This is a genomic window from Streptomyces bambusae, assembly GCF_020532645.1.
GTDB lineage: Bacteria > Actinomycetota > Actinomycetes > Streptomycetales > Streptomycetaceae > Streptomyces > Streptomyces bambusae.
The window spans coordinates 1-24,582 of sequence record NZ_JAJAUZ010000070.1 but is presented as its reverse complement, the minus strand read 5'-3'; the positions used below and the strand labels follow the sequence as shown (position 1 = coordinate 24,582).

General features: G+C 73.3%; 25 protein-coding genes. 7 read left to right on the top strand and 18 right to left on the bottom strand.

Going from position 1 to position 24,582, the window contains the following annotated elements:
• Positions 1-36 precede the first annotated feature (36 nt).
• Together LG634_RS31900 and LG634_RS31895 are read right to left on the bottom strand one after the other, a co-directional pair.
• Positions 37-1,677, bottom strand: coding sequence for an alkaline phosphatase D family protein (locus LG634_RS31900; protein WP_226739031.1), 1,641 nt, complete (start codon positions 1,675-1,677; stop codon positions 37-39).
• A gap of 167 nt (positions 1,678-1,844) precedes the next feature.
• A complete protein-coding gene (locus LG634_RS31895; protein ID WP_226739029.1) occupies positions 1,845-2,705 on the bottom strand; it encodes an alpha/beta fold hydrolase in 861 nt (286 codons plus the stop codon).
• Positions 2,706-2,800: 95 nt separating this feature from the next.
• Here LG634_RS31895 and LG634_RS31890 point away from each other — a divergent pair, with 95 nt between their 5' ends.
• Together LG634_RS31890 and LG634_RS31885 are read left to right on the top strand one after the other, a co-directional pair.
• Positions 2,801-3,715, top strand: a complete 915-nt coding sequence (locus LG634_RS31890; RefSeq protein ID WP_226739027.1) for an RNA polymerase sigma-70 factor — start codon at positions 2,801-2,803, stop codon at positions 3,713-3,715.
• Between the two features lie 260 nt (positions 3,716-3,975).
• Entirely contained in the window at positions 3,976-4,737 is a 762-nt protein-coding gene (locus LG634_RS31885) for a GntR family transcriptional regulator (RefSeq protein WP_226739025.1), read from the top strand.
• A 666-nt stretch (positions 4,738-5,403) separates the two neighbouring features.
• Here the strand turns inward: LG634_RS31885 and LG634_RS31880 are convergent.
• The 3 genes from LG634_RS31880 to LG634_RS31870 form a co-directional block, all read right to left on the bottom strand.
• Complete coding sequence (locus LG634_RS31880; protein WP_226739023.1) at positions 5,404-6,558, bottom strand: ROK family transcriptional regulator; 1,155 nt, start codon at positions 6,556-6,558, stop codon at positions 5,404-5,406.
• An 85-nt stretch (positions 6,559-6,643) separates the two neighbouring features.
• Positions 6,644-7,294: a response regulator transcription factor gene (locus tag LG634_RS31875; protein WP_226739021.1), complete on the bottom strand. Its 651-nt coding sequence runs from the start codon at positions 7,292-7,294 to the stop codon at positions 6,644-6,646.
• Between the two features lie 4 nt (positions 7,295-7,298).
• Positions 7,299-8,480: a sensor histidine kinase gene (locus LG634_RS31870; protein WP_226739019.1), complete on the bottom strand. Its 1,182-nt coding sequence runs from the start codon at positions 8,478-8,480 to the stop codon at positions 7,299-7,301.
• A gap of 109 nt (positions 8,481-8,589) precedes the next feature.
• Here LG634_RS31870 and LG634_RS31865 point away from each other — a divergent pair, with 109 nt between their 5' ends.
• Genes LG634_RS31865 through LG634_RS31855 form a run of 3 tightly spaced genes read left to right on the top strand, consistent with a single transcriptional unit; the run spans position 8,590 to position 10,752 of the window.
• A complete protein-coding gene (locus tag LG634_RS31865) occupies positions 8,590-9,522 on the top strand; it encodes an ATP-binding cassette domain-containing protein (RefSeq protein WP_226739017.1) in 933 nt (310 codons plus the stop codon).
• Positions 9,519-10,280 (top strand): ABC transporter permease, encoded by a 762-nt coding sequence (locus LG634_RS31860; protein WP_226739015.1) that lies wholly within the window; start codon positions 9,519-9,521, stop codon positions 10,278-10,280. Before LG634_RS31865 ends, LG634_RS31860 begins: the two co-directional genes overlap by 4 nt.
• Positions 10,281-10,320: 40 nt before the next feature.
• On the top strand, positions 10,321-10,752 hold the full coding sequence (locus LG634_RS31855; protein WP_226739013.1) for a hypothetical protein: 432 nt from the start codon (positions 10,321-10,323) through the stop codon (positions 10,750-10,752).
• Here the strand turns inward: LG634_RS31855 and mug are convergent.
• From mug to bioB, 10 genes are all read right to left on the bottom strand, one after another.
• Positions 10,730-11,278, bottom strand: a complete 549-nt coding sequence (gene mug / locus LG634_RS31850; RefSeq protein ID WP_226739052.1) for a G/U mismatch-specific DNA glycosylase — start codon at positions 11,276-11,278, stop codon at positions 10,730-10,732. The genes LG634_RS31855 and mug overlap by 23 nt on opposite strands.
• Positions 11,275-12,708: an adenylosuccinate lyase gene (purB, locus tag LG634_RS31845; protein WP_226739011.1), complete on the bottom strand. Its 1,434-nt coding sequence runs from the start codon at positions 12,706-12,708 to the stop codon at positions 11,275-11,277. The genes mug and purB overlap by 4 nt, the downstream gene beginning before the upstream one ends.
• 59 nt (positions 12,709-12,767) lie before the next feature.
• Positions 12,768-13,547 (bottom strand): SGNH/GDSL hydrolase family protein, encoded by a 780-nt coding sequence (locus LG634_RS31840; RefSeq protein ID WP_226739009.1) that lies wholly within the window; start codon positions 13,545-13,547, stop codon positions 12,768-12,770.
• A 58-nt stretch (positions 13,548-13,605) separates the two neighbouring features.
• The gene (locus LG634_RS31835; RefSeq protein WP_226738999.1) at positions 13,606-14,625 is read right to left on the bottom strand and encodes a hemolysin family protein; all 1,020 of its coding nucleotides are present in this window, start codon (positions 14,623-14,625) and stop codon (positions 13,606-13,608) included.
• A complete protein-coding gene (locus LG634_RS31830; RefSeq protein WP_226738997.1) occupies positions 14,622-15,995 on the bottom strand; it encodes a hemolysin family protein in 1,374 nt (457 codons plus the stop codon). The genes LG634_RS31835 and LG634_RS31830 overlap by 4 nt, the downstream gene beginning before the upstream one ends.
• A gap of 167 nt (positions 15,996-16,162) precedes the next feature.
• Positions 16,163-16,588: a GNAT family N-acetyltransferase gene (locus LG634_RS31825; protein ID WP_226738995.1), complete on the bottom strand. Its 426-nt coding sequence runs from the start codon at positions 16,586-16,588 to the stop codon at positions 16,163-16,165.
• A gap of 94 nt (positions 16,589-16,682) precedes the next feature.
• Positions 16,683-17,357, bottom strand: coding sequence for a class I SAM-dependent methyltransferase (locus LG634_RS31820; protein ID WP_226738993.1), 675 nt, complete (start codon positions 17,355-17,357; stop codon positions 16,683-16,685).
• 205 nt (positions 17,358-17,562) lie between these two features.
• Complete coding sequence (gene bioD / locus LG634_RS31815) at positions 17,563-18,279, bottom strand: dethiobiotin synthase (RefSeq protein WP_226738991.1); 717 nt, start codon at positions 18,277-18,279, stop codon at positions 17,563-17,565.
• A gap of 8 nt (positions 18,280-18,287) precedes the next feature.
• Complete coding sequence (locus LG634_RS31810; protein ID WP_226738989.1) at positions 18,288-19,628, bottom strand: adenosylmethionine--8-amino-7-oxononanoate transaminase; 1,341 nt, start codon at positions 19,626-19,628, stop codon at positions 18,288-18,290.
• A complete protein-coding gene (gene bioB / locus LG634_RS31805; RefSeq protein ID WP_226738987.1) occupies positions 19,621-20,916 on the bottom strand; it encodes a biotin synthase BioB in 1,296 nt (431 codons plus the stop codon). Before bioB ends, LG634_RS31810 begins: the two co-directional genes overlap by 8 nt.
• A gap of 148 nt (positions 20,917-21,064) precedes the next feature.
• Between bioB and LG634_RS31800 the strand changes: the two genes are divergently transcribed.
• Positions 21,065-22,267 (top strand): 8-amino-7-oxononanoate synthase, encoded by a 1,203-nt coding sequence (locus LG634_RS31800; protein ID WP_226738985.1) that lies wholly within the window; start codon positions 21,065-21,067, stop codon positions 22,265-22,267.
• A 1-nt stretch (position 22,268) separates the two neighbouring features.
• On the opposite strand, the gene LG634_RS31795 is transcribed toward LG634_RS31800, so the two are convergent.
• Complete coding sequence (locus tag LG634_RS31795) at positions 22,269-22,502, bottom strand: DUF397 domain-containing protein (RefSeq protein ID WP_226738983.1); 234 nt, start codon at positions 22,500-22,502, stop codon at positions 22,269-22,271.
• Positions 22,503-22,511: 9 nt separating this feature from the next.
• A complete protein-coding gene (locus tag LG634_RS31790; RefSeq protein ID WP_226738981.1) occupies positions 22,512-23,387 on the bottom strand; it encodes a helix-turn-helix domain-containing protein in 876 nt (291 codons plus the stop codon).
• A 232-nt stretch (positions 23,388-23,619) separates the two neighbouring features.
• Between LG634_RS31790 and LG634_RS31785 the strand changes: the two genes are divergently transcribed.
• Positions 23,620-24,075 carry an ATP-binding protein gene (locus LG634_RS31785; RefSeq protein ID WP_226738979.1) on the top strand — a complete coding sequence of 152 codons (456 nt, stop codon included), beginning with the start codon at positions 23,620-23,622 and terminating at the stop codon, positions 24,073-24,075.
• Positions 24,076-24,115: 40 nt separating this feature from the next.
• Here the strand turns inward: LG634_RS31785 and LG634_RS31780 are convergent, their stop codons facing one another.
• Positions 24,116-24,508: a VOC family protein gene (locus tag LG634_RS31780; protein ID WP_226738977.1), complete on the bottom strand. Its 393-nt coding sequence runs from the start codon at positions 24,506-24,508 to the stop codon at positions 24,116-24,118.
• Positions 24,509-24,582: the final 74 nt, after the last annotated feature.

Here is a 24,582-nt window from a genome sequence, read left to right as displayed (position 1 = left end):
ACTGCCCCGCCCGTTGCCCGCCGACCCCGCCGGCGCCTACTGTCCCACCCGCCCCGGCTGGAGCACCCGGGTGAAGAGGACCGTACCGCCTTCGCGCCGCAGCCGCACGGTGAGCTCCCCGCTGTCCCCGTCGATGTCCACCTCGCCGTAGTACGGCGGGTGCTCGGCCGGCGACATGTTCGCCACCGGCGCCGACGCGACGAACACCCGCTCCGGCCCGAACGTCGCGTCCAGCCGCCCCGCCGGGAATCCGCCCGCCCCGATCGGACCCGAGACGAACTCCCAGAACGGCGCGAAGTCCGTGAACGCCGCCCGCTCGGGCACGTAGTGCTGCGCCGAGGTGTAATGCACGTCGGCCGTGAGCCACACCGTGCCGGTGATCCGCCGGTGCTTCACGAACCGCAGCAGGTCCGCGATCTGCAGCTCGCGGCCGAGCGGGGCCCCCGGATCGCCCTGCGCCACCGCCTCGACGTTCACGGCCCCGTCCGGTACGAGGATGCCCAGCGGCATGTCGGCGGCGATCACCTTCCACACCGCCCGCGACCGCGCCAGCTCCCGCTTGAGCCAGGCCAGTTGCGCGGCGCCCAGGATGCCCGTCGGATCGTCGCTCTGGCGGCCGGGGGAGTTGGCGTTGCGGTGCGTGCGCATGTCGAGGACGAACACGTCGAGCAGCGGCCCGTGCCGCACCACCCGGTACATCCGCCCGTCCGTCCGGCCGCCCCCGTGCGCACCGTACGCGCCCCCCGGCGCGGCCGGGGCCGCGAAGTACTCGCCGAACGCCTGCCGGGCCCGTGCGGCGAGCACGTCCACCTCCTTCACGGCGTAGCGCGGGTCGTCGAGGATCTGGCCCGGGTACCAGTTGTTGCGCACCTCGTGGTCGTCCCACTGGGCGATCACGGGGACCTGCGCGTAGAAGGACCGCAGGTTCTCGTCGAGCAGGTTGTAGCGGAACGCGCCTCGGAACTCGTCCAGCGTCTCGGCGACCTTCGCCTTCTCCACCGTGGTGACGTTCCGCCAGATCCGGCCGTCGGGCAGGGTCACCGCGGGCCCGATCGGCCCGTCGGCGTACACCGTGTCGCCGCTGAACAGGAAGAAGTCCGGGTCGAGGCGCCGCATTTCCTCGAACACCCGGTAGCCGCCCAGCTCGGTGTTGATGCCCCAGCCCTGCCCGGCCAGGTCCCCCGACCACAGGAACCGGACGCCCGCGCGACGCCGTTCGGGCGACGTGCGGAAGGTGCCGTACACGGGTGCGCCGGTGCGGCGCGGGTCGTCCGGGTCGGCGAGCAGCACCCGGTAGTGGACCTGCCGGCCGGGCGGCAGGCCGTGCAGAGCCGTGGTGCCGGTGAAGTCCGTGCCGGGGCCGAGCAGGGGGCCGGACCACCGGCGCACCCCGTGCCGGAACGTTTCGGTGGGCGCGGTCTCGACCCACATCCGGGCGGGCCGGTCGGACCGCACCCACATCAGCGCCGAATGCGCCGTCACCTCCCCGGTCTGCGTCCCCCACAGTGCCTGCGGCCGCCCGCCGAGGGCCAGCGCCGGCGCTCCGGTGCCGACGGGCAGGGCCAGCGCCGCCGAAGCGGCCAGCGAACCACGCAGCACGGAACGGCGGACGGGACCGGTGCTGGGACGGGTGACGGGACGGGTGACGGTGAAGGCAAGCGGGTCGTGATGCGGCATCAGAGCGCCTCCTGAGACGGGTCCCGCCAGTCTGCCGCCGCATCCCCGGGCCGCTGCGAAGCGGGGGAGAAGGGTGGGTGAACAGCAGCCGGAGGAGGCGGCGGATGCCGGGCGGGCGGCCCCGTCAGTGGTCCGCCCGGTTGCCCGGTCGCCCGGTTGCCCGGTCGTCAGACTCCGGCCGGGCGCTCCGGGCCCGCCGCGCGCGCCGTGTCCGCGATGACCCGCGACACCAGCGCCGGGTCGTCGTGCATCGGCACGTGCCCGCAGCCGGGCAGCCGCACCAGCCGCGCCCCGGGCACGGTCCGCTTGGCCCGCACCCCCTGCCGGCGCAGCAGCAGCCGGTCCCGGCTGCCCCAGGCGATCGTCACCGGCAGGCCGGGCACGTCCTCGGTGAAGTTCACCGACCCGCCCGCCGACAGCGTCTGCGTGAAACCCGTCGCCCCGCGCAGCGCCAGCGTCTCGGCGACCACGTCCTCGGGCGCGCGCCGACCGGGCCGGGCGTAGATCGTCCCGGTCAGCACCGCCCGGCCGGCGCTGCTGCGCGCGAGCACCTCCAGGGCCGGCCGCGGCAGCGCACGGGCGCCGGCCCGCATGGCCAGCAGCGTGGCGAAGGCGTACCGGCGCTCGGCCTCCGTCCAGAAACCCGCGGGGGACAGCGCCGTCACCGAACGCACCAGCCCCGCCCGCCCCATCGAGAGCGCGAGCAGACCGCCCAGCGAATTGCCCGCCACGTGCGGCCGCTCCAGCCCCAGTGCACCGCACAGCGCCCCGAGCGCCGGCACTACCGTCTCCAGGTCGTACGGCACCCCCGTCGGCAGCGGCTCGGACACGCCGAACCCCGGCAGGTCCACCGCCACCACGTCGTAGTCCGCGGCCAGCAGGTCCAGCACCGGGTGCCAGGCCTGCAGATGGTGGCCGATGCCGTGGAGCAGCAGCAGCGGCTCGCCGGACCCCCGCCGCTCGTAGGCGACGGTGGCCTTCTGCGGACCCGTCGGGGAGTCGATCGTGAACGAGACCGTGGCGGTCATGCGGCTGCTCCTCGGCGGGATCCCGATGCTGTGAGACGTACCGTCAGCAATCATTACCGCTGGGTAGGTTGGACTTCAAGAGGCAGGATGGCCGGATGGCAGCTGACACCTTCACCGACCGGGGCGCGGACGAGTTCGAGGCGCACCGCTCCCTGCTGACCGGCGTCGCCTACCGCATGCTCGGCAGCCTCGCCGACGCCGAGGACGTCGTCCAGGAAGCCTGGCTCCGCTGGACCGGATCCGACCGCAGCGAGGTCCGCGAGGTCCGCGCCTACCTGGTGCGGATCACCACCCGCCTCGCCATCGACCGGCTGCGCCACCTGCAGTCCCGGCGCGAGGCGTACGTCGGCCCCTGGCTGCCCGAGCCGATCGCCACCGGCTTCGCCGGCCCGGGCACCGCGGCCGCCGAAGCCACGGCCGACGGTGCCGAGCGGGCCGTCCTCGCCGAATCCGTCTCCCTCGCGTTCCTCGTGGTCCTCGAATCGCTCTCCCCGCTGGAACGCGCCGTCTTCGTACTCCGCGAGGCCTTCGGCTTCTCGTACGCGGAGATCGCCGCCGCCCTCGACCGCGCCGAACCAGCCGTCCGGCAGCTCGGCATGCGCGCCCGCAAGCACGTCGACGCCCGCAAACCGCGCTTCGACGTCGACCCGGTGCAGCGACGCAAGCTGACCGAGGGATTCCTCGCGGCGGCCGGGGGCGGCGACCTCGCCGGCCTCATGGAACTGCTCGCTCCCGACGCCTGCCTGGTCGCGGACAGCGGCGGCAAGACGCGCGCCCCCAAGCGGATCATCGAGAGTGCCGACAAGGTCGGCCGCTTCCTGCTCGGCGTGGCCGAGCGGCCGGTCCCCGACATGTCCTACCGGTTCGTGGAACTCAACGGCGGCCCGGCGGTCGTCCTGCTCTCCGCCGGCAAGCCGGACACGGTCTTCCAGGTCGACATCAGGGAAGGTCGTATCCAGAGTGTGTACATCTTGCGAAATCCGGACAAGCTGGCCTTGATCGTCGTTTGACGGCTGTATGTGCGTATGTAACCAGGTGGCGCCCCGTATCCCCCCGGTACGGGGCGCTGTGCTTTTCCACCCCTTTGCACTCAGCAAGAACATCCTGTGAACGGCCTGATACGTACGTCCGGAGCGCCCGGTGCAGGTACGAGGATTGGTCTTGACCAAGGGGGTGTCCCGTCCTATGGTCGCAGGGATAGTGCAGGAACCTTTAATAAACAAAGGCGCGGAACTGCCACTGGAACACGGCGTCTGCAGGAGGAGTCAGGGTGGGGACCACGCAGCTCGAATCGGTACCGGAGCCGAAGTACTGGCACCTGAAGACCGTGCTCAGCGAGGCGCTCGACCAGGACTTCGCCGTCGGCGAGGTCCTTCCCAACGAGCGTGAGCTCGCCGCCCGCTTCGGCGTCGCCCGCGCCACCCTCCGGCAGGCCCTCGAACAGCTGGAGCTCGAAGGCCGCCTGCAGCGCCGCCGCGGCGTCGGCACCACCGTGGCCCCGCCGCGGCTGGGTGTGGACGTCGGGAGCGCCCGGCAGGGCTGGCCCGGCGAGGCCGCCGACGGCTGGCAGCCCGTCGACGCCGCCGAGACCCTCCCCACGGCCGCCGTCTCCCGCCTCCTCGGCGCGAGCACCGCCACCTACGTCCACACCGTGCGCCGCACCCGGGTCACCGAAGGCCAGGCCGTCGCCGCGGAGCTGCTGTACGTCCCGGCCGCCTCCGTCCCGGGCCTCCCCGGCATCGACGCCCCCGCCGGCCCGGCCCGCGCCCGCGCCGTCCTCCGCGAACTCCAGCGCCTGGAGCTCCTCGGCCAGGACCGGTCCGTCGAACTGGGTTCCGCCCGCGCCGACGACGCGAAGGAACTCGACCGCCTCCCCGGCGCCCCTGTGCTCGTGGTCACCACCCGCTACATCACCGCCACCGGCACGGCCGCCGTCTCGATCGCCACCTACCGCGCCGACACCTGCCGCCTGACCTTCAACGCTTCCGGCGCAGTGGACATAGAGCCCACCCCGCAGCCCCGCGCTTCGTAAACCGGCCGGGGGAGCACCGGCGGTCCGGGACCCGGGGAGTGCCGGCGGCCCGGGACCCGGGAGTGCCGGTGCTTCGAGAGTCCAGGCGCCCCTGCAGTCCCGCGTTCCAAAGGTGTCGGGGTCCGGGCTATCGGGAGTGCCCGAGAGCCGGCAGCCCGGAGTGTCTCGGGGACCGGCAGGTCCGGAAAGCCGCGGGCTGTGAGGCCTTTGGTACGGGATCCGTCCTCTCCCGGGCCCCCCTCTGCCCGTGCGGCGTGCCACTTCGCGACCGTGCGGACGGACCGGCCGACCCGAGGCGGCCGAGCACGTTCCGGGCGGACCGCGGCCAGGAACGGCAGCCACCGGCGGCATCCGGCCCGAGCCCCGTGGCCCGAGCCGCAGCCGGCCCGGCCCCGGCGTCTGACCGCCCCACCGCCGGCGACTCGAACCGGCGGCTCCCGGGTCACCGGCCGGATCGCCGCGCTGGACCCGGACTCGGTCAGTGCGCCGGACTGAAATACGGCCGTCTTCCCCTCCGGATCACCGGACCCACGGGCGGCTTCCCCAGGCCCACACGGCAGCCCGCACCGACGCCCTCAACCGACGCCCTCAACCGACGCCCTCAACCGGCGATCCGGCCCCGGCGCTCCCGCGCCGCCCGCCCCGCCCACGGACCCGGGCGACGCTTCACCGGCGGGCGGTAACCGTCTTCTCCACCGCGAACAGCTCTTCCTCGACATGGTCCAGGGCCAGCCGCAACGCGCCCGTGGCCACGGCAGCCTCGCCGAGCAGCGACAGCGCCACCCGAGGCGGCCGCAGGCAGTAGCGGGCCAGCTCCTGCCGGAGCGGTTCGAGTACGCCGTCCAGCCCGGCGGCCCAGCCACCGACCACGACCAGCTCCGGGTCGATCGCCAGCACCAGCGCCGCAACGTCGTGCACCAGCCGCTGGATGAACCGCTCCACCGCAGCCACCGCACGCTCGTCCCCGCGCCGCGCCTCCGCGAAGACCTTCGCCACGGCCTGCTCGTCCAGCGGATGCAACGGCTCCCCGGTCGTCGAAAGCAGCCGCTCCGGCGTGACACCCCGACCCAGCAGGTGCAGCGCGCCGATCTCACCGGCCGCCCCGCCGAACCCCCGGTGCAGCCGCCCGCCGATCAGCGAGCCCGCCCCGGGGCTGAGCCCGGCCATCACGAACACCACATCGTCCGTGTCCTGCGCCGCGCCCTTCCAGTGCTCGGCCACGGCCGCCGCGTTCGCGTCGTTCTCCACATGCACCGGGCAACGGAACGAGCGGCGCAGCCGTTCACCCAGCGGCAGCCCGGTCCAGCCCGGCAGCGCCGTGCCCAGGCGCACCGTGCCATCGGCCTCGACGATCCCGGGACTGCCCACCCCGACGGCCCGCAACGAGTCCCGCGGTACGCCGGCCCGCCGCAGCAGGTCGGCCACGGTCGCCCGCACCTTCTCCAGCCGCTCGTCGCTGGAGGCCGTCTCGGCGACCTCCTTGGTGCCGGCGCCGATCACCCGGCCGTCCAGCCCGGACAGCAGCGCCGCCACCCGATGCGAGCCGATCTCGATGCCCAGCAGATGCCCCGCCTCCGTGCGGAAGCGGAACCTCCGCGCCGGACGCCCCTGCCTGCGGGCGCCCTCCTCGGCAACGGCCTCGACGACCAGTCCGGAGGCCATGAGCCCTTCGACCACGCCTTCGACCGTCGGCCGCGACAGCCCGGTCACCCGGGTCAGGTCGGTGAGTGTCGGCGATCCGGCCGCGCGCAGCGCGCGCAGCACCACGGCGGAATTGATCCGCCGGAGCAGAGAAGGATCCCCGCCGGTCAGCTGCCCCAACGTGTGTCCTCCCAGCTCGTGCACCTGTCAGCCCGGATCGTACTGCGCCGCAGGACCTGCGGCGAGGACCAGGGGGTACCCCCGCTCAGGCGGGCGCCACGAACCCCGACTCGTAGGCCGCGATCACCGCCTGGGTGCGGTCCCGCGCCCCGAGCTTCGCCAGCACCGCGCTGACGTGGCTCTTCACCGTCTCCGTGCCCACGTACATCTCGGAGGCGATCTCCGCATTGGACAGGCCTCGGGCCATCAGCTTCAGCACCACCCCCTCCTTCTCCGTGAGCGCGGCCCGCTCCAGTGCCTTCCGGGCCGCCTTGTTCCCGTACTCCGACGCGAGCGCCCGCACCGCCGCCGGGAACAGCAGCGTCTCTCCTTCCGCCACCAGCCGCACCGCGTGCACGATCTCGGCCGGCCGGGACCGCTTCAGCAGGAAGCCGTCCGCTCCCGCCCGCAGCGCCTGGTAGACGTACTCGTCGTTCTCGAACGTCGTCACCACCAGGATCTTCGGCGGCGCGTCCACCGTCTTCAGCACCGCCTTGGTGGCCTCGATGCCGTCGAGCAGCGGCATCCGCACGTCCATCGCCACCACGTCCGGCCGCAGCTGCCGCACCAGGGGCACGACCGCCGCGCCATCCGCGGCCTCACCGACCACTTCGATGTCGGACTGTGCTTCCAGGACCGCGCGCAGACCCGCGCGCACGAGGGGCTCGTCGTCGACGAGGAGTACGGTGACCGGCATCCGGTCAGGGTATGCGCTCCAGCGGAAGCCGGGCGCTCACCCGCCACTCACCCGCATGCGGGCCCGTGTGGGCCTCACCGCCGAGCAGCGCGGCCCGTTCCCTGATGCCCCGCAGCCCTCCGCCTCCTCCCTTGAGCCACATCGGCCTGTCCTCCGGACAGGGGTTGACCACCTCCAACTCCAGCCCCTCCGGGCTCACATCGATCCTCACCCGCACGGGTACCGGGCCGCAGTGCCGCAGGACGTTCGTCAGCGCCTCCTGCAGGATCCGGTACCCCTCCCTGCTCACGGGATCCGGAAGCCGGTCCAGCCGGCCCGAGAGCCGGACGTCCACAGCCGAACCGGAACCACGCGCCGACTCCAGCAGGCGGTCGGCCTCCCCCAACGTCGGTCCCGCCGACGGAGGTTGTCCCGACTCCCGCAGGACCTTCAGCACTCGCTCCAAGTCCTCCAGGGCGGCCCGGCCGGTCTCCTCGATCGCACCGAGCGCCCGTTCCGTGAAGTCTGGATTCCCCGCCGCGCGGGCCGCGCCCGCCTGGACCACGGCGACGGTCAGCGCGTGCCCGATGGAGTCGTGCAGCTCGCGCGCGATCCTGGCCCGCTCCAGGAGCTGAGCGGTCCGCACCTCCAGCCGGGACAGCCGCTCTGCGGCCGAAGGCCCGAGCAGCCGGCGCGCGATCCCGGTCACCGCCTCTCCCAGCAGGGTCACCACGGCGATCAGCACCAGCAGGGGCAGCGGTGACAGGAGTGCCGCCGCCCAGGCGGGGACGCCTTCCGGGACCACCCGGTCGTCACCCGGCGGCCGCCCCACGGCGATGCCCACGAGCTCCACAGTGAGGACGAGCAGCCACACACTGGCGAAGAGGGTCAGACCGGCCAGCCCGACCCGTATCTCCAGCCAGAGCACGGTCCGCCAGCGGTCGGCCCAACTCCGCGACGGTGCGGCGGATATGGAGGCCTTCTCCTCTGCCGTCTCTCCCTGCGCGACCAACAGGAACTGGGCCTGGAGCCCCTCGGCCAGCCGCACCCACGGCACCAGCCCGCATGGTGCGATGAACAGCGCCGGCACCCACGGGTACTGCGGAGCTATGAACATCCACACGGCGAAGCACAGGCTGGGCACGACGAGATGGAGCCAACGGGCGTAGGTCACCGGCTGGATCGGTGCTCGGAGGAATCGGGACATGGCGCCATCGTGCCAGCCAGGTGATCGGCATCGTCTCCCCCGCACGGGGGAGACGATCCCCCCGGGCGGGGGAGGAAGTGACCCGGAGGCGAAAGCCAGCCTTGGAGCCATGAAGAGCATCGAGATCCACGAACTCACCAAGCAGTACGGCTCGACCCGGGCTGTCGACGGGCTGTCGTTCACCGTCCGGCCCGGCCGGGTCACCGGATTCCTCGGACCCAACGGCGCTGGCAAGTCCACGACCATGAGGCTGGTCCTCGGCCTCGACCGAGTCACCTCGGGCACGGCGACCATCGGCGGCCGCCGCTACACGAGCTTCACCCACCCGCTGCGGGAAGTGGGGGCGCTCCTCGACCCCCAGGCGGCACACGGCTCCCGCACCGCCCGGGACCACCTGCTGGCCCTCGCGGTCGGCAACCGGCTCCCCAGGGACCGGGTCGACCGGGTGCTGGAGGAGACGGGCATCGCCTCGGCGGCGCGCAAGCGCATCAAGACCTTCTCCCTCGGGATGCGCCAGCGCCTGGGCATCGCGGCAGCCCTCCTCGGCGACCCCGCGGTCCTGATGCTGGACGAGCCGGCCAACGGCCTGGACCCTGAGGGCATCATCTGGATCCGCGAGCTGATGCGCCGCCTCGCCTCGGAAGGCCGGACGGTCCTCGTGTCCAGTCACCTGATGGCGGAGACCGCGGCCACGGCTGACCACCTGGTCATCCTCGGCCGTGGCCGACTGCTCGCCGACCTGCCGATGAACGACTTCATCGATGCGCACAGCAGGGCCCGGGTCCGCATACGCACCACCGAACCCGAGCGGCTGCGCACGCTGCTCGGCCGCGAGGGCCGCCTGCTGCTCGACGCCGGCGACACGGGATGGACCGTCGACGGCATCCGTGCCGAAGAAGTCGGCGCACTCGCCGCCCGCGAGGGGATTCCCCTCCTGGGGCTCGCGGACGAGCGGGCTTCGCTGGAACAGGCCTACCTCGACCTGACCGCCGCCGACACCCCCTTCGCATCCACCGCCCCGTCCGTCCGTCAGGAGGCATGACCATGAGCGCCACCACCGCCCTGCCCGTCAGGCCCGTTCTCCACGCCGAGTGGATCAAAATACGGTCCGTCCGGGCCTCGTTCGGCTCCCTGCTGTCCATACCCCTCGTCACCGTCGCCATCAGCCTCCTCGTGGGCGCCACGGTGGGGCAGGACGAGGCGGACAGCCTCGGCCCCGACCGGCTGTCGGGGGCCTTCTACGCCCTGAACTTCGGTCAGATAGCCGCGATCGCCTTCGGCACGACCACGCTTGCCGCGGAGTTCCACAACGGCGCGCTGCGCACCAGCCTCACCGCCGTACCGGACCGCACCCGGTTCTTCCTTTCGAAGATCGGAGTCCTGGGCTTCGCAGCCCTACTCCTCGGTCAGGCCGCGACCTTCGTGTCCTTCCTCGGCGGCCAGGCGCTCATGGGCTCCCAGGCCATCGGACTGGGCGACGAGGGAGCGCTGCGCGCGACCGTCGGCGGCGGGATCTACCTGGCACTGATGGCCTTGCTCGCGGCCGGCCTGACGGCGCTGCTGCGCAGCGGAGTGGCCGTTCTCAGCCTGCTCATACCCTTCATCCTCATCGTGTCGTTCATCATCGGGGACATGGCCGGCGGTGCAGCCCAGTACCTGCCCGACCGGGCCGGGCAGCTCGTCCTCCAGCAGGACCCGCAGGGTTCGCTGGGTCCTTGGGCCGGCCTTGCGGTGACGGCGCTGTGGGCGGTGGCCGCGCTGGCCGCGGGGTGGGCCGCCCTCCGGCGACGCGACGCCTGATGGCAGACCAGTTGTCAGTGCCGGCGGGTTTACTGACGGCATGACCACCGCACTGCATCTCGACACGATCGAACGGCTGCGCACGAGCGAGTTCGCCGACGTGCGCGACGGCTCGGGGGAGGCGTGGAGCGGTCCCGGCTACCACCTCGCCGCCCTGGGTCACTCCGCCGAGCAGGAGGACCCGGCGGCAGAGGCGGAGCAGGCAGAGCAGGTGTCAGCGGAGTACACCGCGCTGGAAGAGGCGCTGACGGCGCGGTGGGGCGACCCACAGGTCTTCGCCGTCGGCACCCTGCGCGGACGGACCACAGGAGAGGGGGAGATACCGGAGCCGTGGCTCACGGTGTGCAGCGTCACCGACCACGTGCACCTGTGGCGGGTCGAGGAGCGGTGGCTGGTGCTCTGTGCCGCTCAGTGGGGGACCGGACAGCCCCGGGTTCTGCTGGCGGCGGTCACCGTGGTGGATCCGCCGTAGCGGCCGAACGCAGACGGGCGTACTCCTCGGCCATCGAGGCGGCGGTCCAGTGGGCATTGAGGCCGCTGGGGTTGGGCAGGGCCCAGATGCGGGTGGCGCCGATCGTCCGCTCCTGCGGCCCGATCCGGGCCCGGCGCTCGCCGAAGACGGTGCGGTACGCGGTCACGCCCACCACGGCCAGCCATGCCGGCTGGAGCTGCTCCACCTTCGCGGTCAGGATCCGGCCGCCTTCGCGGAACTCCTCGGCGGTCAGTTCGTCGGCGCGGGCCGTGGCCCGGGCCACCACGTTGGTGATGCCGAGGCCGTACGAGAGGAGTTCCTCCTGCTCGGCCGGGGCCAGCCGGCGCGGCGTGAAGCCGGACAGGTGGAGGACCGGCCAGAAACGGTTGCCGGGGCGGGCGAAGTGGTGGCCCGTCGCGGCGGAGAGGAGACCCGGATTGATACCGCAGAACAGCACGCGAAGACCGCCCGCGACCACGTCCGGGAGGACGCGGTCACGGGCGGCGGAGAGCTCCTCGGGACTCAGAGGATCGACCCCGGCGTGTACCCGGCGGCCTCCGGGTGCTGCTTGGCGATCTCCTCGATGCGGGCGACCACGGTGGCGACCTGGTCGCCGGCCGCGCCGGTGAAGGAGAGCTTGTCGGCCATCAGACCGTCCAGCTGGGCGCGGTCGAGCGGGATGCGGTCGTCGGCGGCGAGCTTGTCGAGCAGTTCGTTGCGCTCGGCGCCCTGCTCGCGCATCGCGAGAGCGGAGGCCACCGCGTGCTCCTTGATCGCCTCGTGGGCGACCTCGCGGCCGACACCGGCGCGGACGGCGCCCATGAGGACCTTGGTGGTGGCGAGGAAGGGGAGGTAGCGGTCGAGTTCGCGGGCCACGACGGCGGGGAAGGCGCCGAACTCGTCGAGGACCGTCAGGAAGGTCTCCAGCAGGCCGTCGAAGGCGAAGAAGGCGTCGGGCAGCGCGACCCGGCGGACCACGGAGCAGGACACGTCGCCCTCGTTCCACTGGTCGCCGGCCAGCTCGCCGGTCATCGAGGCGTAGCCGCGGAGGATGACCATGAGGCCGTTCACGCGCTCGCAGGAGCGGGTGTTCATCTTGTGCGGCATGGCGGAGGAGCCGACCTGGCCGGGCTTGAAGCCCTCGGTGACCAGCTCGTGGCCGGCCATCAGGCGGATCGTCTTCGCCACCGAGGACGGGGCCGCGGCCAGCTGCACCAGCGCGGTGACCACGTCGTAGTCGAGAGAACGGGGGTAGACCTGGCCGACGGAGGTGAAGGCCTGCGCGAAGCCCAGGTGGGCGGCGATGCGCTGCTCCAGATCGGCGAGCTTCGCGGCGTCGCCGCCGAGCAGGTCGAGCATGTCCTGCGAGGTGCCGACCGGGCCCTTGATGCCGCGCAGCGGGTAGCGGTTCAGGAGGTCCTCGAGGCGGCCGTAGGCGACCAGCAGCTCGTCGGCGGCGGTGGCGAAGCGCTTGCCCAGCGTGGTGGCCTGGGCGGCCACGTTGTGGGAGCGGCCGGCCATGACCAGCTCGGCGTACTCCCCGGCCAGCTTGCCGGTGCGGGCGAGGACGGCGACCGTGCGGTCGCGGACCAGCTCCAGTGAGAGCCGGATCTGCAGCTGCTCGACGTTCTCGGTCAGGTCGCGGGAGGTCATGCCCTTGTGGACGTGCTCGTGGCCGGCGAGGGCGTTGAACTCCTCGATGCGGGCCTTCACGTCGTGGCGGGTGACCTTCTCGCGCTCGGCGATGGACGCGAGGTCGACCTGCTCCAGGACGCGCTCGTAGTCGGCGAGGGCCGCGTCCGGGACGTCGATGCCGAGGTCCTTCTGGGCACGCAGCACGGCGAGCCACAGCCGACGCTCCAGCGTCACCTTGTACTCGGGGGACCACAGGACGGCGAGCTCCGCGGAGGCGTAGCGGCCGGCCAGGACATTGGGGATGCGGGGCTTGGCTGTCACGTGTACGGATTCTACTGTCGATTCACGCAGGCCAGCGCCCCGCCCCTGTTTGTGGCTAGCTACGAGAGCGGCGTCTCATAGGGCAGCAGCTCGGGGCGCTTGGCGGGGAGGCCGTCGCCCGAGGAGCGGCCGGTGAGGCGGCGGCCGATCCACGGGAAGAGGTGCTCCCGGGCGAAACGCAGGTCGCTGGTCCGGCGGGCGGCCCAGGCCTGGGGCTGCGGAGCGGGGAGGGCGGCGCGCCAGTCGTCCTCCGGCGGGAGGCCCAGGGTCTGCCAGACCGCTTCCGAGACCCTGTGGTGGCCCTCGGCCGTCAGGTGCAGCCGGTCCACGTCCCAGAGCCGGGGGTCGGCGAGGACGGGAGCGCCGTACAGGTCCACGACGAGGGCGTCGTGCCGGCGGGCCAGCTCGTCGATGACGGAGAAGAGCTCCTCCATCCGGGGCTTGAAGCGCTCCATCACCGGGCCCTCGCGACCCGGTGAGCGCATCAGGACGAGCCGGCCGCAGGCCGGGGCGAGGCGTTCCACGGCCTCTTCCAGGAGGCCACGCACCCGGCCCATGTCGCACTTGGGCCGGAGCGTGTCGTTGAGCCCGCCGACCAGCGTGATGACGTCGGGCTTCATTGCGGCCGCCGCGTCGACCTGTTCCTCGACGATCTGCCCGATCAGCTTGCCGCGGACCGCGAGGTTCGCGTAGCGGAAGCCGGGTTCGCGCGCGGCGAGCCGCGCGGCGAGCAGATCGGCCCAGCCCCGGTAGGAGCCGTCCGGCAGGCGGTCGGACATTCCTTCGGTGAAGGAGTCCCCGACCGCGACGAGACTGGTGTACGACGCATTCATCTCCATGGCGGAGCGATGTTACCGCGCGGTTCGCGACCTGTGGAGGCCGGGAACCGCGCGGCGGTCATGCGGCGGCCGGTTTGCCGAACAGCTCCCGCAGGACGTCCTCCATGGTCACCAGGCCCGCCAGGGCGCCGTCGGCGCCGAGCACCGCGGCCAGGTGGGTCCGGCTGCGCCGCATGGCGGTCAGCACGTCGTCCAGCGGGGTCTCGGCCCGCACCTGGGCGATCGGCCGCAGGGCGGACACCGGGAACGGCTCGTCCCGGTCCAGTGCGTCGAGAGTGTCCTTGACGTGCAGGTAGCCGAGGATGCCGCGCTGCTCGTCGACGACCGGGAAGCGGGAGTAGCCGGACGAGGCCGACAGCCGTTCCAGGCCGGCCGGGGTGACCCCCTGCCGGGCGACGACCACCCGGTCCGCGGGCAGTACCACGTCGGCCACCGGCCGGCGGCCCAGCTCCAGGGCGTCGTGCAGGCGCTCGCTCGCCCGGCCGTCGATCAGCCCCGCGTCGCTGGAGTCCTTCACGATGCGGGCCAGCTCGTCGTCCGAGAACGTCGCGGACACCTCGTCCTTGACCTCGACGCGCAGCAGCTTCAGCAGCGTGTTGGCGAAGGCGTTGATCGCGAAGATCACCGGCTTCAGGGCCCGGGTCAGGGTGACCAGCGGCGGGCCGAGCAGGAGCGCGGTGCGCACCGGCTCGGACAGCGCGACGTTCTTCGGGACCATCTCGCCCAGCAGCATGTGCAGGTACGTCGCGAGGGCCAGGGCCACCACGAACGAGATCGCGTGGGTGAGCCCCTCCGGCACGCCGACCAGGTCGAACAGCGGGGTGAGCAGGTGGGCGATGGCCGGTTCGGCCACCACGCCGAGCACCAGGGTGCACAGCGTGATGCCCAGCTGGGCCGCCGCCATCAGCGCGGACACGTGCTCCAGGCCCCACAGGACGCTGCGCGCGCGCCGGTCGCCGCGTTCGGCGCTCGGCTCGATCTGGCTGCGCCGCACCGAGATCAGCGCGAACTCCGCGCCGACGAAGAAGGCGTTGACGACCAGGGTCGCCAGGCCGATCAGCAATTGGATCGCGGTCATCGGCCCTGCTCCGTCTCCGGCTCGTCCGTCGTCTCGGGCAGGCCCGGGCCCGCCGCGCCCTCGCCGTCCACCGGCAGGTGCAGCAGCACGCGGGCCGCGCGGCGGCCCGTGGCGTCGACGACGTCCAGCCGCCAGCCGTCCAGCTCCAGCGTGTCGCCGACCGCCGGGATCCGGCCCAGCTCGGTCGCGATGAGCCCGGCCAGCGTCTCGTACGGGCCGTCCGGCACCCGCAGGCCTATCCGCTCCAGCTGGTCGGTGCGGGCGAAGCCGTCCGCGGAGTACAGCCGGCGGCCGTTCGCGTCCGTGCCCGCGGAGGCGAGGTCCGGGGTCTCGTGCGGATCGTGCTCGTCCCGCACCTCGCCGACGACCTCCTCGACGATGTCCTCCAGCGTGGCCACGCCGGCCGTACCGCCGTACTCGTCGATCACGACGGCCATGGTCCGGCGGCCGGAGAGGCGGTCCAGGAGCCGGTCCACGGTGAGGGACTCGGGCACCAGCAGCGGCTCGCGCAGCAGCTGGGACACCGGGTACCGGTGGCGGTCCTCGGCCGGCAGCGCCAGCACGTCCTTGATGTGCACGGTGCCCACGACGGTGTCGAGGCTGCCGCGGTAGACCGGGAACCGGGAGAGGCCGGTGGCCTGCGTCGCGTTCGCCACGTCCTCGGCCGTCGTCTGCACGTCGAGCGCGGTGACCTGGACCCGCGGCGTCATGACGTTCTCCGCCGTGAGGTCCGCGAGGTTGAGGGTGCGTACGAACAGCTCGGCGGTGTCCTTCTCCAGCGCGCCCGCCTTGGCGGAGTGCCGGGCCAGTGCCACCAGCTCCTGCGGGCTGCGTGCCGAGGCCAGTTCCTCCGCCGGCTCCATGCCGAATCGGCGGACCATCCGGTTCGCGGTGTTGTTCAGGTGCCGGATCAGCGGCCCGAAGGCCCGGCTGAACACCCGCTGGGCACCGGCGACCCGCTTGGCGACGGCCAGCGGGGAGGAGATGGCCCAGTTCTTCGGCACCAGCTCGCCGACGACCATCAGGACGACGGTCGACAGGACGGTGCCGAGGAGCAGCGCCGTGGTCGAGGCGGCCCCGGCCGACAGGCCGAGGGACGCGAACGGGTGCTCCAGCAGGGCGGCGATCGAGGGCTTGGAGATCATGCCGATCACCAGGCCGGTCACCGTGATGCCGAGCTGGGCCCCGGAGAGCTGGAACGTCAGGCTCCGGGCGGCGGCGAGGGCGCTCTCGGCACCCCGCTCGCCGCGCTCCGCGGCCTCTTCGAGCTCTGCCCGCTCGACGGTGGTCAGAGAGAACTCGGCCGCGACGAACACTCCGCACGCAAGGCAGAGCAGCAGCGCCACGACGAGCAGAAGCACTTCGGTCATCGGTTCACCTCCGTCCCAGGATCGGACAGGGGGAGGCGACGTGCGCGATGTCGGGTACTGGGAGGCTCGCCCATGGGCGGACGCTCACACCTTTCACAGGAAGGGTCGGATGTCCCCTACAGAGTAAAGGACGGGCAAAGCGAATGTGCGGGCCGGGCCCTGCGGCGTCAGCCCGCCAGCGGCTTGACCCAGCGGGTCCAGTGGTCCTCGGGCCGGTAGCCGGCAGCCTGCCAGGCCTGCCGGCCTCCCTCGTTCCGGTTGAGCACCATGGCGTCACCGCGCCGGCCGCCCAGCCGGACGAACCGTTCCTCCGCAGCGGCCAGCAGCGCGGTCGCCACGCCCCTGCGGCGGTGGCCGGGGTGCACGGCCAGCCGGTACAGGTGGCATCGCCAGCCGTCGAAGCCGGCGATCACCGTGCCGACCAGCTCGCCGCCGCGCTCGGCCAGGAGCAGGGCCTCCGGGTCGCGCCCGACCAGGCCGGCGACCCCGGCCAGGTCATCGCTGATGCTGGTGCCCTCGGCGGCCGAGCCCCAGAAGGCGAGGACGGCGGGCAGCTCGTCGGCGCGGGCGGTCCTGATGCGAAGATCATCCATTGCGGCATCCCACCACTGCCGGCCCGCCCGCCGCGAGTGGATTCCACATGCCGGGCACCGCGGGGGACCGCCCCGCACGCCGCCCGGCCACCCCTCAGGCAGGCCGCCGGGCCGTCCCGAGGACGCAGTACGACGTGGGGAACGCCGGCCCCCGCTCCGGTACGCGCAGCCCGCGCTGGGCCGTGATGTCGAAGCCCGCCGCCTCCAGGGCGGCCAGCGCGTCGCGCGCCGTGTGGCAGCCTCCGAACAGCCGGGGCCACACCGTCCGGTCGAGCCCGCGCTGCACCGCGGCCATCCCCGGCCCGGGCGCGAGCCCGTGCTCGAAGAAGCGCACCTCGCCGCCGGGCCGCAGCACCCGCCGCAGTTCGGCCAGCGACCGCGGCAGGTCCCGGACCGTGCACAGGACCAGGGAGCACACCGCGGCGTCGAAGGCCTCGCTCTTCACCGGCAGTGCCTCCGCGGCGCCCGGCACCACGTCCACCGGAACCTCCGCCCGCACCGCAGCGCGCACCGCGAGCCGACGCAGGGTCGGCTCCGGTTCGATCGCGACGACCTCGGAGACCGCCTGCGGATAGTGCGGGAAGTTCAGGCCGTTGCCCGCACCGATCTCGATGACCCGGCCGGAGAGCCCCCGGAGCAGCTCGGCGCGGACGGCCGCCAGGCCGCCCCGGATGTCCGCCTGCACGCTCAGCCGGGCGTAGCAGCGGGCGAAGACGGGATGGTGCACGGAGCTGCGGGACGACTGCGGCCCGTGGGCTCGCAGGGGCATGGCGGACCTCCTCGCACGGGATTCCACGCGCGGATCCGCCCCGCCTCCGCACGGAGGGGGGCGGCGGGCACTGACGGGGACCCGCGACGGAACCGGACGGACGCGTACCTTCAGTCTCCCCCCGCTGCCGCAGCTCACCCCTCGTACGGCGAGGGGCGGCGGAGCCGTCGCTCCACCGCCCCGCCGTCGTCCGTACGCCGGACCGTCAGGCCCAGGCCGTCAGGAAGGCGTCCGCCGCCCAGGCGCCGCCGAGCTCCGGCGCCAGCCAGCCGGCCGCCGCCGCGCGGAACGCTTCCGGCGCCAGCGCGCCCGCGCCCTCCGGAACCGCGCCCAGCAGCGGTGCCTGCGCGGCCACCGGCAGGTCCGCCAGGTTGCAGCGGGCCGCGAGATCCGGCGCCGCCGGCCAGCTGCCGACCACCACGCCCAGCTGGGTGATCCCGCGGGCCCGCAGGGCCTCGCCGGTCAGCGTCGCCGAGTTCAGCGTGCCCAGCCCGGCGGGGGCGACCACCAGCACCGGCGCGCCGAGCAGCCGGGCCGTGTCCGCCAGGGTGTGCCCGGCCGCGTCGAACCGCACGAGCAGCCCGCCCGCGCCCTCGACCAGGACCAGGTCGTGCCCGGCGGCCAGCTTCCGTGCGGCGTCGGCGACCTCCTCCGGCGAGACCGTCGCCATCCCGGCGCGGAGCGCGGCGCGTTCCGGAGCCAGCGGCTCCGGGTAGCGGACCAGCTCCACGCCGGTGACCGCGCCGCCCGCCAGCCGGGCCACCTCGGCGACGTCGCCGGGCTCGCCCGGCGCCACACCGGTCTGGGCGGGCTTCAGCACCGCCACCGAACGGCCGGCCGCCACGGCGGCCGCCGCGACGGCCGAGGTCACGACCGTCTTGCCGATCTCCGTGCCCGTACCGGACACCACGATGATCCCCATGGCTGCCGTCAGCCCTCCCGTGCGGCCGCGCACACCGCACGGCAGATGCGTGCCACGTCCGCGTCGCCGGTGACGAACGGCGGCATGGTGTAGATCATGTCGCGGAACGGCCGCAGCCAGACGCCCTCGCGGACCGCCGCCCGGGTCGCCGCCGCCATGTCCACGTCGTGGTCGAGCTGGACCACGCCGATCGCGCCCAGCACCCGGACCTCCCGTACGCCGGGCAGCCCGGCGGCCGGGGTGAGGCCCTCCCGCAGGCCCGCCTCGATCCGCTTGACCTCCAGCCGCCAGTCCTGCCCGAGCAGCAGGTCGACGGAGGCCAGCGCGACCGAAGCGGCGAGCGGGTTGCCCATGAACGTCGGCCCGTGCGCGAGCACGGGCACCTCGCCCTGCGAGATCCCGTCGGCCACCCGCGAGGTGCACAGCGCGGCTGCCAGTGTCAGGTAACCGCCCGTCAGTGCCTTCCCGATGCACATCACATCGGGCGTGATGCCGGCGTGGTCCGCGGCGAACAGCGCGCCGGTCCGCCCGAACCCGGTCGCGATCTCGTCGAGGATCAGCAGCACCCCGAACTCGTCGCACAGCTCGCGCAGGACGCGCAGGTACCCGGGGGAGTGGAAGCGCATGCCGCCGGCCCCCTGCACCACCGGCTCCACGATCACGGCGGCCAGCTCGTCCGCGTGCCGGGCCACCACCTCGCGCAGGTGGGCGACGTACGCCGGGTCCGGCGCGGCGTCGAAACCGCCGGGCGGGGCGTCGGCGAACACCTGCCGCGGCAGGTGGCCCTGCCACAGCTCGTGCATGCCGCCTTCGGGGTCGCACACGGCCATCGGCTGCCAGGTGTCGCCGTGGTAGCCGCCGCGCCAGGTCATCAGCCGGGTCTTGCCCGACCGTCCGATGGAACGCCAGTACTGCAGGCACATCTTGACCGCGACCTCGACCGCGACCGACCCCGAGTCGGCGAGGAACACGTGCTCCAGACCGGCCGGGGTGATCTCGACGAGCCGGGCCGCGAGCCGGACGGCGGGCTCGTGGGTGAGCCCGCCGAACATCACGTGGCTCATACGCCCCAGCTGGTCCTGCACGGCCTCGTTCAGCACCGGGTGGTTGTAGCCGTGGATGGCCGACCACCAGGAGGACATGCCGTCGATCAGCTCGTCCTGCCCCTCGGCGGGCGCGCCGAGCCGCAGCCGGACCCCGGCGGCCGACTCGACCACCAGCGGCTCCTGACGGCCCGGCATCGGACCGTACGGGTGCCAGACGTGCTGCCGGTCCAGGGCCAGCAGCTCGTCGGCGGGCAGAGCGGGCAGAGCGGGCACGGCGGAAGGCGCGGGAACCCGGTCAGGCATTGGGCGCCAGGTCCGTGCCGGCCCCGCGGCGGCGCACCGCCACCAGGTCGGGACGGGCACCCGACGCGTCGGCCGGCGCCTGGCCGGCCGGAGCCGCCGCGGCAACCGGCTCGGCCTCGGTCCCGGCCGGCACGGAACCGCACGGTCCGCAGCCGCCGCCCGCGTGCGAGCCGCAGCCGCCACCGGCCGCGCCCTCGGCGCCGTCGGCGGATGCCGCGTGCGAGCCGCAGCCCCCGCCCTGAGCCGGTGCCGCGTGCGAGCCGCAGCCGCCGCCCGCCACGTCGGCCCGGTGCTTGGGCAGGGTCGTGGTGCCCGCGCCCTCCACCTCGAAGCCGGCGTCCGCGATCATGTCGAGGTCGGCCTGGCCGGCCTGGCCCTCACTGGTGAGGTAGTCGCCGAGGAAGATCGAGTTGACGATGTTCAGCGCCAGCGGCTGCAGGGTGCGCAGGTGCACCTCGCGGCCGCCCGCGAGCCGGACCTCGATGTCCGGGCAGACGAACCGGACCATCGCCAGGATCCGCAGCGCACGCTGCGGGGTGAGGTTCCACTCCTTGGCGAGCGGGGTGCCCTCGAACGGGATGAGGAAGTTGACCGGCACCGAGTCCGGGTCCAGCTCGCGCAGCGAGAACACCACGTCGACGAGGTCCTCGTCGGTCTCGCCCATGCCCGCGATCAGACCGGAGCACGCCGACAGGCCCGCGCCGTGCGCCTTCTGCACGGTGTCCACTCGGTCGGCGTACGTGTGGGTCTTGGTGATCTTCCCGTACGTCGCCTCGGACGTGTTGAGGTTGTGGTTGTAGGCGTCGGCGCCGGCATCGCGCAGCTTCTCCGCCTGGCCGTCCGAGAGCAGGCCCAGGCAGGCGCAGACCTCGATGCCCTCGTTCTGCTCCTTGATGGCCTCGATGGTCTTCGAGACCCGGTCCACGTCCCGGTCCGTCGGACCGCGGCCGCTCGCGACCAGGCAGACCCGCTTGGCGCCGCCCGCCACACCGGCGGCAGCGGCCTCCGAGGCCTCCTCGGGCTTCAGCCAGGTGTACTTGAGGATCTCGGCCTTCGATCCCAGGCGCTGGGAGCAGTACGAGCAGTCCTCCGGGCACAGCCCGGACTTGAGGTTGACGAGGTAGTTCAGCTTGACCCGGCGGCCGAACCACTGGCGGCGCACCTTGCCGGCCGCGGCCACCACGTCGAGCAGTTCGTCGTCGGAGGTCGCCAGTACGGAGAGCGCCTCTTCGCGGGTCGGCAGCTCACGCCGCAGCCCCTTGTCCACCAGGGTGTTCAGCAGGTCCATGGGCCTGATCCTGGCTTACGGCACCTGCCCCGGCCAAGGAGAGAAGCTACAACTTCACGGGATAGGGGTGTGTGCATCGCCACACCACCCTCAGGAACACCGGCGGCTAGGGTCTGTGGACAGCCGACAAATCGCGAGGACCCAGCCGATGCCGCAGGACGCACCCCCGCACGTGCCCGCCCCTCCGCACCCCGCGAGCGCCGACGTGTTCGCGTGGATCGACGAGGCCGCCGCGGCGCGCGAGCGGGCCGGACTGGTCCGGACCCTGCGTCCCCGCCCGGCCGCATCGGACCTCCTGGACCTCGCGAGCAACGACTACCTGGGCCTGACCCGCCACCCCGAGACGGTCGCGGCCGCCGAGGCGGCCCTGCACCGCTGGGGGGCCGGGGCCACCGGCTCGCGCCTGGTGACCGGCACCACCGAGCTGCACGGCGACCTGGAACGCGAACTGGCCGATTTCTGCGGGTTCCAGGCGGCCCTCGTGTTCTCCTCCGGCTACGCGGCGAACCTGGCCGCCGTCACCGCGCTGAGCGGCCCCGGCACCCTGGTGGTCTCCGACGCCGCCAACCACGCCTCGATCGTCGACGGCTGCCGCCTCTCGCGCGCCGAGACCGCCGTGGTGCCGCACTCCGACCCCGAGGCCGTGGCCAAGACCCTCGGCGCACACGACGGGCGTGCCCTCGTGGTCAGCGACTCCGTGTTCTCCGTCGACGGGGATGCCGCCCCGCTCGCCGGGTACGCGGCCGCCTGCCGGGAGCACGGTGCGGCCCTGCTGGTGGACGACGCGCACGGGCTCGGCGTGCTCGGCGAGGGCGGCCGCGGGGCGCTCGCCGCCGCCGGGCTGGCCGGCGGCGACGGCGTGGTGGCCACGCTCACCCTCTCCAAGTCGCTGGGCAGCCAGGGCGGTGCGGTCCTCGGCCCGGCCAAGGTGATCCGGCACCTGGTGAACACGGCCCGGAGCTTCATCTTCGACACCGGTCTGGCCCCCGCGGCGGCCGGGGCCGCGCTCGGCAGCCTGCGGCTGCTGCGCCGCGAACCGGAGCGGGCGGCGCGCGCCCGCGAGGTGGCCGCCACCCTGTACGGGCGGCTGACCGCGTCCGGCCTGACCGCAGCCAGGCCGGACGCGGCCGTGGTGTCGGTGCGGGCCCCGTCGCCGTCGGCGGCACTGCGCTGGGCCGCCGACTGCCGCGAGGCAGGACTGTCCGTGGGCTGTTTCCGGCCGCCGTCCGTACCCGACGGCATCTCCCGGCTGCGGCTGACCGCCCGCGCCGACCTCACGGGGGACGAGATCGAGCGCGCGGTCGCAACGATCCTGCGGACCGCCCCCGCCGCCGCCGGTCCCGCGGACTGACTCAGGCCGCCCCGGCGGGCACGGCGGCCCGTACGTATCCGAGGAAACCGGCCCAGGCCGTGCCCGTGAAGACCAGGGCCGGGCCCTCGGTCCGCTTGGAGTCACGCACGGCCAGCAGGCCGTGGTGGCCGAGGACCGCCGCCTCGACGCAGTTGTTCATTCCGGTACTGCGGCTGCTCCGCCGCCATTTCGCGCTGTGCAGAAGTCCGCCGGGGGATAAGGGGGTTGCGGACATGGTGCCTCCTTACGCGCCGTGAGCGATCCGGCTGATGAGATCCGAGGAGTCCTGGGGCGGGAGGGCGTGCGCCTGGATCGTACGGAAAGCAGCGCCGTACGCCTCGATGTCTTCCTTCCGCTCCAGATAGAGGCTACTCGTCAAATGGTCGAGAACAACCACGTCCAGATCGGCGATGTTCGGAAATGAGAAGATGACGAAAGGCCCCGTGAGGCCGAGATGACCCCCCACGCTGAACGGCAGCACCTGGAGCCGCACCTGGGGCAGCCGTGACACCTCCGCCAGGTGCGCCAGCTGCTCGGCCATCACCTCGGGCCCCCCGACCTGCCGGCGCAGCACCGCCTCGTCGAGGACCGCGCTGAGTTCGAGCGGCGGGTCGGCCCGCAGCACCGCCTGCCGGGCCAGCCGTACGTCCACCAGCGCGTCCACCTTCGCCGGCGGGAGTCCGTCCAGCGCGGCCCGGGTCACCGCCCGTGCGTAGCGGGCCGTCTGCAGCAGGCCCGGCACCACGGACACCTCCACCGTGCGGGCCGCCCGCGCGGTGGCCTCCAGACTGATGAAGTCCCGGTACTCCTGCGGCAGCAGGCCGCGGTACTCGTGCCACCACTTCCGGTCCGGCCCGGCGCTCGCCCCGCTCCCCGCGGCACACGACGCCAGCGCCTCCAGCAGGGCCCGCTCCTGGTCGCCGGCCACCCCGTAGGTGTCCAGCAGCAGCCGCACGTCGTCCGGTTTCACGCCACTGCGCCCGGTCTCGATCCGGCTGATTTTCGACTGGTGCCAGCCGAGCAGCCGGGCAGTTTCGCCGCTGGTCAGCCCGGACCGGTCGCGGAGCGTGCGCAGTTCCTCGCCGAGCTGCCGGCGGCGTACCGCGGGACCGTACTGCATGGCCGTCTCCCTCCACCGGCAGCTGCTGCGCCAGTCTGCCGTTTTCCCTTTCAAATACGCTCTTCCGTAGCAGAGTTCACCGCATTGAGCGACAGATAAATGCATATCTTGGGGGAACGCCCGCGCCGGAACCGCGGAGAGTGGCAGTCTGGCGCGAAGCACAGATCCGGGGTCCGCCGCGCGTCGTCGGCTACGAGCCGCCCGTCCGGCCCCGGCGGGGAAAGGCGTCGCCATGGCAGACCACCAGGAAGCATCCGTCACTCTGCCGAGCGATCCCGCTTCGGTGTCCGCCGCCCGGAGGTACGTGGCGGAGGTCCTCGCCGACTGGGGCCTGCCGGACGGTCACGTGATCGGGGACTCGGTCCGCCTGATCGTCTCCGAGCTCGCCACCAATGCGGTGCAGCACACCTTCGGCCAGTCCCCGACGTTCACGGTGGACATGCGGCTAGAGCGCGAGGAGCAGCTGCGGATCGGGGTGACCGACAGCCACCCGCGGTGGCCGCGCCGGCTGCCGGCGGCCGTCCAGCAGGACAACGGCCGCGGGATGGTGATCATCCGCTGGCTGGCGGCGGAGGCGGGCGGCCGGCTCTCGGTCAGCCCGACCGAAGACGGCGGCAAGACGGTGTGGATCGCACTGCCCTGGGCGGTGGCCCCCGCACCCGCGGCGGCCGCCGAACCGCACTGCTGAGGACCCGCTCAGCCGTCGCCGCGCTCGGCCGTCGCCGGCCTCAGCCGTCGCCGCGCTCGGCCGCGCTGCGCTCGACGCAGAACTCGTTGCCCTCCGGGTCGGTCATCACGACCCAGCCGGTGCCGTCCGGCCGGCGCTGGTCGTCGAGCACCTCGGCGCCGAGTCCGGCGAGGCGCCCGACCTCCTCGTCGCGGGTGCCCGACGGGGGCTGGATGTCGAGGTGGACGCGGTTCTTGACCGTCTTGCCCTCGGGCACCCGGATGAACAGCAGCCCCGGCACACCGGGCTGCCGCGGGTCGACCAGGACCTCGTCGTCGCCGGGGTGGTCGTCCGGTCCGAGCGGCCAGCCCGTCAGCGCCGACCAGAACTCGGCGATCCGGTAGGGGTCGTGCGCATCGACGGTGATGTGCCGGACTGGGTTGCGGAAGGTCACGTCGCTCCTCGCGGTGGGTCGCGGGGGGGCCCCCCCCCGGGCACCCCCAACCGGCGGGGGCCCGCGGTGCGGCC